General features: G+C 78.2%; 7 protein-coding genes. All 7 read right to left on the reverse strand.

The window, feature by feature from the left end; genetic code table 11:
- The coding region (gene cobJ, locus E1258_RS27345) for a precorrin-3B C(17)-methyltransferase (protein ID WP_132406189.1) at nt 1–1647 on the reverse strand (1647 nt) is incomplete at its 3' end.
- The gene (gene cbiE, locus E1258_RS27350; RefSeq protein WP_243715725.1) at nt 1644–2963 is read right to left on the reverse strand and encodes a precorrin-6y C5,15-methyltransferase (decarboxylating) subunit CbiE; all 1320 of its coding nucleotides are present in this window, start codon (nt 2961–2963) and stop codon (nt 1644–1646) included. The genes cobJ and cbiE, both read right to left, overlap by 4 nt.
- A gap of 26 nt (nt 2964–2989) precedes the next feature.
- Nucleotides 2990–4141 carry a cobalt-precorrin-5B (C(1))-methyltransferase gene (locus E1258_RS27355; RefSeq protein ID WP_132406192.1) on the reverse strand — a complete coding sequence of 384 codons (1152 nt, stop codon included), beginning with the start codon at nt 4139–4141 and terminating at the stop codon, nt 2990–2992.
- Nucleotides 4138–5034, reverse strand: a complete 897-nt coding sequence (gene cobM / locus E1258_RS27360) for a precorrin-4 C(11)-methyltransferase (protein ID WP_243715724.1) — start codon at nt 5032–5034, stop codon at nt 4138–4140. The genes E1258_RS27355 and cobM overlap by 4 nt, the downstream gene beginning before the upstream one ends.
- Complete coding sequence (cobI, locus tag E1258_RS27365; RefSeq protein ID WP_132406200.1) at nt 5031–5807, reverse strand: precorrin-2 C(20)-methyltransferase; 777 nt, start codon at nt 5805–5807, stop codon at nt 5031–5033. Before cobI ends, cobM begins: the two co-directional genes overlap by 4 nt.
- Nucleotides 5808–5845: 38 nt before the next feature.
- Nucleotides 5846–7201, reverse strand: a complete 1356-nt coding sequence (locus E1258_RS27370; protein WP_132406194.1) for a cobyrinate a,c-diamide synthase — start codon at nt 7199–7201, stop codon at nt 5846–5848.
- A complete protein-coding gene (gene cobO, locus E1258_RS27375) occupies nt 7195–7806 on the reverse strand; it encodes a cob(I)yrinic acid a,c-diamide adenosyltransferase (RefSeq protein WP_132406196.1) in 612 nt (203 codons plus the stop codon). The genes E1258_RS27370 and cobO overlap by 7 nt, the downstream gene beginning before the upstream one ends.
- Nucleotides 7807–7933 lie beyond the last annotated feature (127 nt).

Raw genomic sequence — 7933 nt, forward strand, 5'->3', positions numbered from 1 at the left:
GGTCTGGCTGCTGCCGACGACCACCACGCTGTACATGTCGACCACGGCCGGGTCGAGGGTCGCCAGGGTGGCCAGGTGCACCCGCTCGCCGGGCCGGCTGGCGTTGCGCACCACCCCGACCGGGGTCTGCGGTGGCCGGTGCGCGGCGAACGTCTTCAGGGCGGCGGCGAGCTGCCAGTCCCGGGCGCGGCTGCGCGGGTTGTACAGCAGCGCCACGAAGTCCCCCTCGGCGGCGGCGACGACGCGCCGCTCGATGACCGCCCACGGGGTGTGCAGGTCGGACAGGCTCAGGTACGCGTGGTCGTGGCCGAGCGGCGCGCCGAGCAGCGCCGACGCGGCGAGCGCCGCGGTCACCCCGGGCACCCCGACGACGTCGATGCGGTCGTCGGCGTACTCCAGGGCGGGGCTGGCCATCGCGTACACCCCGGCGTCGCCGGAGCCGACCAGCGCCACGGCGTGCCCGGCGACGGCCTCGGCGACGGCGGCGCGGGCCCGTTCCTCCTCCGCGCCGAGGCCGCTGGCCAGGATCCGGGTGCCGGGGCGCAGCACGTCGCGCACCTGGTCGACGTACTGGTCGAGGCCGACGACCACGGCGGCGCGGCGCAGCTCGGCGACCGCGCGGGGGGTGCGCAGGTCGGCCGCGCCGGGGCCGAGGCCGACGATCGCCAGCCGGCCGCGCGGGGCGTGCCGGGCCACCGCGACGGTCGCCATCGCCGACGCGGTCTTCGGCGCGACGAGCGCCGCGTCGCCGCGCCGGCCGGGCTCGCCGAGCAGCGCGGCGGCCTCCGCGACGCTGGGCGTGCCGACCGCCGCGCGGACCACCTCGCTGGGGTGCGGCACGTCGACGGCCGCCAGGTCCGCCGCCGGATGCGTCACCAGGGGTACGCCGAGCGCGTCGGCGGTCGACCGGATGCCCGCCTCGTCGGCCTTGATGTCGGCGCTGGCCAGGCAGCGAACGCTGGCCGGGCTCAGGCCGGCGGCCGCGAGCACCCGGTCCAGCAGGTCGCGCACCTGCGCGGCGGGCACGCCCCGGCTGCCGCCCACGCCGACGACCAGCGACGGCGGCCGGAGCACGGCGGTACGCCCGTCCGACGGCACCACCCGGTCGGTGACCAGCAGCCGGTGCGCGCCGGCGGGAGCGTCGACGCGCACGTGTGGCGGCAGGGCCGGCAGGGGCCACGCCGCGTCGGCGAGCAGCCGCACCGGCTCGCCGTCGAGGATTGCCCGGCTCACGGCGGCCACCGCCCCCTCGACGGGCCAGCCGAGGGTGTCCAGGCCGGGCAGGTCGACCGCGTCGGTGGCGGTGGTGACCACCGGCCGGGCGTCGAGCAGCGCGCCGACGTCGGCGGCGAGGGCGTTCGCGCCCCCGGCGTGCCCGCCGAGCAGCGCCACGGCGTGCCGGGCGGCCTCGTCGACGACCACGACGGCCGGGTCGGTGCGCTTGTCGCCCAGCAGCGGGGCGAGGATGCGCACCACCGCCCCGGTGGCGAGGAACGCGATCACGGCGTCGTACCCGGTGAACGCGGCGCGCAGCGCGTCGCCGGCCGTGTCGGCCTCGACGAGGCGGGCCTGCGGCCACGCGGCGGCGAGGGTGCGGGCGTGCCGGCGGCCGGCGGCGGTGGCCGCGACGAGTCCGATGCGGGTCATCTGGGCTCTCCGGTGGAGGGTGGGTGGTCGGCGGTGAGGACGAACACCGGGTTGGTGGCGGCGAGCCGCACCGACCCGCCGGGCAGGTCGGCCAGCCGGGCGGCGCAGAGCTGCACGCCCTCGGCGTGGTAGCCCTGCCCGCGTAGCAGGGCGAGGGCGGGGGCTACCCGGTCCAGGGCGGCGAGGGCCGTCACCACCCGGGCGGGCCGGCGGGTGACCACGGCGGCGAGCGCGGCCAGGCCACCGCCGCCGACGAACGCGGCGTCCGGGTCGGGCAGCCCGGCCAGGGCCGCCGGGGCCGCGCCGGCGACGACGCGCACGTCAACCCGGTGCGCGGCGGCGTTGCGCCGGACCAGGTCGACGGCGTCCGGGTCGCGTTCGACGGCGATCACGGCCGCGCCGAGCAGGGCGCACTCGACGCCGACGGAGCCGCTGCCCGCGCCGACGTCCCAGACGAGGCGGCCGAGGCGGGGGCGCAGCCGGGCCACGGCGAGGGCCCGCACCTCCGACTTCGTGATCATCGAGTCGCGGTGGGCGTACGCGTCCTCGGGCAGCGCCCAACCCCCGGCCGGCGCGGCGGCCGGCTGGTTGTCGGCGCGCGCCGCCGCGCCGGCGCCCGCAGCATCGGCGAGGCCGAACGGCACGTGCGGGTCGCCCGGTGGCGGGTCGGCGAGGCTGAGCAGCACGTGCGGGTCGGCCCAGACGGTGGCGGCGGCCTCCAGCGGGGTGGTCTCGACGATCCGCTCGGCCGGGGTGCCGAGGTGCTCGGCGACGACGAGCCGGCGGCGCCAGCCGACCAGCCCCGCGCCGATCTCGGCGGCCCCCGCGCCGGGGGCGGTGAGCACGGCGACCGCCGGCAGCGCCCGGGCGGCGTTGAGCGCGGGTCGCGGGTCGCGGCCGTGCGCGCTGACCACGGCCGCGCCGTCCCAGGGCAGCCCGGCGCGGGCGAACGCGGCGGCCACGCTGGACACGGCGGGCAGCACCCGCAGGGGCAGCCCTTCGGCGCGCAGCCGGCGGACGATGCCGAACAGCCCCGGGTCCCCGCTGGCCAGCACCACCGTCGGCGTCCCGGCGGCGACGGCGGCGGCGAGCCGGGCCAGCGCGGGGGCGAGGGGTCCGAGGGTGACCGTGGCGCAGCCGGGGGGCAGCGCGACGGCGGCCAGGTGCCGGGCCGCCCCGACGGCCAGCCCCGCGCCGGCGAGGGCGTCGGCGGCGGCGGGGTGCGGCGGCGCGCCGGCCGCGTCGACCCCGACGACGGTCAGGAGGACGTCGGCGGGCCGCGCGGCACGGGCTTCCGGGCCGTCGGCGCGAATCACGCGGCCCAGCGGTACCTCGGCACGGGTCACGCGGCCCACCGTCCCGATGAGGCGACGAGGTGCTCCCCGGCGAAGTCGACCATCGCCACGTCCACGTCGACGGCGTGCCCGGCGAAGCGCAGCAGGACTTGGCGGACCCGCTGGCAGAGCAGGTCACCAGCGGGGCGCAGCAGGCCGGCGGCCTGCCACAGCTCGTACGCGTGCCGGCCGGTGTTCGCCGCCACCACCTCGGCCACCAGGGCCGGCTCCCCGCCGGCCTCGGCGGTGACCGCGCCGAGCAGCGACAGGTCCACCCTGGACCGGGTGTAGTGGGTCATGAGCACCCCGGCGGCCAACTTGGCCAGCTTGCCGGCCATTCCGACGAACGCCACCTCGGTCATGCCGTCGCCGACTGCGGCGGTGACGGCCGCGCCGGTGAAGTCGCCGACCTCGACGAAGCACACCTCGGGCAGCTCGGGCAGCAGGGCACGGGCGGCCCGTTCGGTGCGCCCGCCGGTGCACAGCACCACCGTCCGCTCCCCCTGGGCGGCCATCACGTGCACGGCCTGCACCACGCTGGCCCGCCAGGACGCCGTCGAGAAGGGCCGGACGATCCCGGTGGTGCCGAGGATGGAGATGCCGCCGAGGATGCCGAGCCGCCGGTTGGTGGTCTTGCGGGCCATCACCTCCCCGCCGGGGACGCTGATCACCACCCGTACCCCGACCTCGGTCAGGTCGACCACCTCGGCGACGGCGTGGCCGATCATGCGGCGTGGGGTCTCGTTGATCGCCGGGCCGCCGACGGCGAGTCCGAGGCCCGGCTTCGTGACCACGCCGACGCCCGGCCCGCCGGCCAGGTCGAGGCCGGGCTCGTCGCGCCAGCCGACGGTGGCGGTGAGGTGCGCGCCGTGGGTGACGTCCGGGTCGTCCCCGGCGTCCTTGACCACCACCGCCTCCGCGCCCGCGCCGGGCGGCGCGGTGAGCTCGCACCGGGCGACGGAGAAGACCACCCGGCGGCCGGCGGGCAGGCCGATCTCGACCTGGTGCTGCGGCACGCCGGTGACCAGCGCGGTCACCGCGGCCTTCGCCGCCGCGGTGGCGCACGCGCCGGTCGTCCAGCCGGTGCGCAACGCGGTGGGCCGAACCTTCGCGGTACGCGGCAGGTCCGGCTCGCGCAGCTCCGGTTCGGGGTACGTCATCCGGCCCGCCCCGGCGCGGCCGGTGTCCCGGGCTCGGCGTCCCCGCCCGCGCCGGCGGCGTCGCCGCGGCGGCGTAGCTGCGCGCGGGCGGTCGGCTCGGCCCGACGGAAGGTGTGGAAGTGCCCGGGGTGGTACAGGTGCGAGCGGGTGCCGGCGGCGGCCAGCGCCGGCCCGACCAGGAACAGGGTGTGCTTCCACAGCCGGTGCTGCTTGACGGTCGCCTCCAGGGTGCCGACGGTGCAGCGCAGCACCAACTCGTCCGGCCAGGTCGCCTGGTACGCCACCACGGCCGGGGTGTCCGCCGGGTACCCGCCGGCCAGCAGCTCGGCCTGCACCTGCCCGGACCGGGCGGCGGAGAGGAACAGCGCCATGGTGGTGCCGTGCCGGGCGAAGTCGCGGATCCGCTCGCCGGGCGGCATCGGCGTCTTCCCGCCCTCCAGCCGGGTGAGGATCACCGACTGGGCGACCTCGGGAATGGTCAGCTCCCGGCCGACGATCGCGGCGACGGCGGTGAACGCGGAAACCCCGGGCACCACCTCGACGGCCAGCCCGAGGGCCCGGCACAGGTCGAGCTGCTCCTGCACCGCCCCCCACAGCGCCGGGTCGCCGGAGTGGATCCGCGCCACGGTCAGGCCCCGCGCGGCGGCCCGCTCGTAGAGCGGGAGCACCCCCTCCATCGGTAGCTGTGAGGAGTCGACGATCTCGGCGTCGCCACGGGCGTGGGCGAGCACGTCGGCGTGCACCAGGCTCGCCGCCCAGACCACCACGTCGGCCGTGCCGATCACCCGGGCGGCGCGCAGGGTGAGCAGGTCGGCCGCGCCCGGCCCGGCCCCGACGAACCACACCTTCCCCGTGGTCGCCGGTGCGGCGTCGGTGTCTCGTACGGTGCTCACAGCTTGCCTCCCCAGGTGTCCCGGCGGGCCGGGACGAGCAGCGTCGACAGGTACGGCAGGTCGCCGTCGTCGGGGTCCACCGGGCCGATCCGCTCCCCGGGCAGGCCGAGCGAACGGCCCAGCACCGCGTCGCCGAGGCGGCCCTGCCGGCGCAGCTCGGCCGCCAGCTCCGGGTGCCGCCGCCAGCCCTTGTACGCGACCACCGTCCCCGGCCCGGCCAGGGCGGCGGCGAACAGCGCCGGGCCGGCGGTGGCGGGCAGCAGGGTCAGCGGCTCGCGCCCCTCGCAGAGCACCGTGCCGCTGCGGGCGGCCAGGTCCTGCATGGCGGTGATCCCGGGGACCGTGTCGACCCGCACTGCCGGCCGCAGCGCGCGCACGCCCTGCGCCAGGTACCCGAAGGTGGAGTAGACGTTCGGGTCGCCGATGGTGGCGAACGTGACCCGGGTCGCCCCGGCGTCGAACGCGGCGGCCACGGCGCGGGCGGCGGCGTCCCAGGCGGCCCGGCGGCGGGCGGTGACGCCGCCCCGGTCGTCGAGCGCGAACGGCAGCCTCCGCAACCGGCCGTCGTCCACGTACGACCGGATGGTTCCCTCGGCCCGCCCGCCGCCGTCCACCACTTCGGGGCCGGTCCCGCTCCCGTCGGGGTTGGCCGGGGCGTCGCAGCGCTCGGCCATCACGGGGACGAACACCAGGTCGGCCTCGCGGAGCAGCCGCACCGCCTTGACCGTCAGCAGCTCGGGGTCGCCCGGCCCGACCCCCACCCCGGTCAGCACCGGCCCGCCGGACGGCGACGCGGGGGCGGTCGAGGCGCTCACCGGCACGCCTCGACGAGGCGGCGGGCGGCGTGCGGCTGGCCGGCCCAGTGGGTGTGCAGGTAGGAGGCGTGTACCCGGCCGTCGACGAAGCCGTGCGCCGCGCCGTCCCAGCGCCACGCCGGGGTGTCGCCGTGGCCGGGGTCGGTGACGGTGCGGTGGAACTCGTGGCCGCGTACCCGCTCGCCGGCCCGGTGCACCGGGGAGTCGGCGGCGGCCACCGCCTCCCGGTAGCCGAGGGTGAGTCGGCCGGTCATCCGGGCGGTCAGGTCCAGCCGTCCGCACATCGGCGTCCCGTCGAGGGAGCGACCCAGGTAGAGCAGTCCGGCGCACTCGGCGACGACCGGCCCGTCGAACGTGGCCAGTTCGGCGCGGAGCGCGGCGTTGCCGGCGAGGGCGTCGGCGTGCGCCTCGGGGAAGCCGCCGCCGATGACCACCGCGCGGGTGCCGGCCGGCAGGCCGGGGTCGCGCAGCGGGTCGAACGGGGCAACGGTCGCGCCGGCCGCCGCGAGGAGTTCGGCCGTCTCGGCGTACGAGAAGGTGAAGGCCGGGCCGGCGGCGACCGCGACCGTCGGGCCGGCGGCGGTGGCCGGGCCCCCGACGGCGGCGACCGGGTCCCAGGCCGGGGCGGTCAGCGGCGGGGCGCTGCCGGCCAGGTCGAGCACCGCGTCGAGGTCGACGGTGGCGGCGACCAGGTCGGTGAGGGCGGCCACGATCGCCAGGGACTGCGGGGCACGCTCGGCGACCGGCACGAGGCCGAGGTGCCGCGACGGCGCGGCGACCTCCACCGCCCGGCTGACCGCCCCGAGCACCGGCACCCCCACCTCGGCTAGGGCGTCGCGCAGCAGCGTCTCGTGCCGGGGGGAGCCGACCCGGTTGAGGATCACCCCGCCGACGCGCACCCGCTCGTCGAACGCCCGCATGCCGAGCACCAGCGCGGCGGCGGAGCGCCCCTGGGCGGTGGTGTCGAGCACCAGCACCACGGGGGCGTCGACGAGCGTGGCGACGTGGGCCGTGGAGGCGTACCCCCGGCGGCCGACGGCGCCGTCGTGCAGTCCCATCACCCCCTCGATCACGGCGACGTCGGCGGGCGTGGGGACGGTCGCGCCGTGGCGCAGCAGCGGCGCGACGCGCTCCGGCCCGACCAGCCACGGGTCGAGGTTGCGGCCGGGGCGGCCGGCGGCGAGCCCGTGGTAGCCGGGGTCGATGTAGTCGGGGCCGACCTTGTGCGGGCTGACGGTGAGGCCGCGGCGGCGCAGCGCGCCGAGCAGGCCGGTGGCCACGGTGGTCTTGCCGTGTCCGCTGGCCGGGGCTGCGACCACGACCCGGGGCAGCGCCCATCCGGTGTTCACCACTCGATGCCCTTCTGGCCCTTCTGGCCGGCGTCCATCGGGTGCTTGACCTTGGTCAGCTCGGCGACCAGATCGGCGGCGGCGACGAGCCGGGGGTCGGCGTCGCGGCCGGTGATCACCACGTGCTGGAAGCCGGGCCGCCGCGCCAGGGTCGCCACGACCTCGTCGACGTCGACCCAGCCCCACTTCATCGGGTACGTGAACTCGTCGAGCACGTACAGGCCGTAGCGCTGGGCGGCCAGGTCGCGCTGGATCTGCCGCCAGCCCTCCAGGGCGTCGGCGGCGTGGTCGGCCTCGCCGCCGCGCTGGATCCACGACCAGCCCTCACCCATCTTGTGCCAGGCCACGGGGGCGCCCTGGCCGGTGCGCTCGTGCACCTCGCCGAGGGCGCGGAAGGCGTTCTCCTCCCCCACCCGCCACTTGGCGCTCTTGACGAACTGGAACACCCCGATCGGCAGCCCGGCGGTCCAGGCGCGCAGCGCCAGCCCGAACGCGGCGGTGGACTTGCCCTTCATCTGCCCGGTGTGGACGATCAGCAGCGGCCGGTGCCGCCGCTGCCGCGTGGTCAACCCGTCGGCGGGCACGGCGGAAGGCTTCCCCTGCGGCATCAGCGCACACTCCTGTCCTGGCGGTCCCCCGCCTCCCGCGATGCCGCGGTTGCGGCCCCCAGCCGCACCGCTTCCGCCCCTTTCACCGGGGCCCGAAGTGCAGGATCGCGAGGGGTCGGGGTGGGGG

It is taken from the genome of Micromonospora sp. KC207, from assembly GCF_004348615.1.
Classification (GTDB): domain Bacteria; phylum Actinomycetota; class Actinomycetes; order Mycobacteriales; family Micromonosporaceae; genus Micromonospora.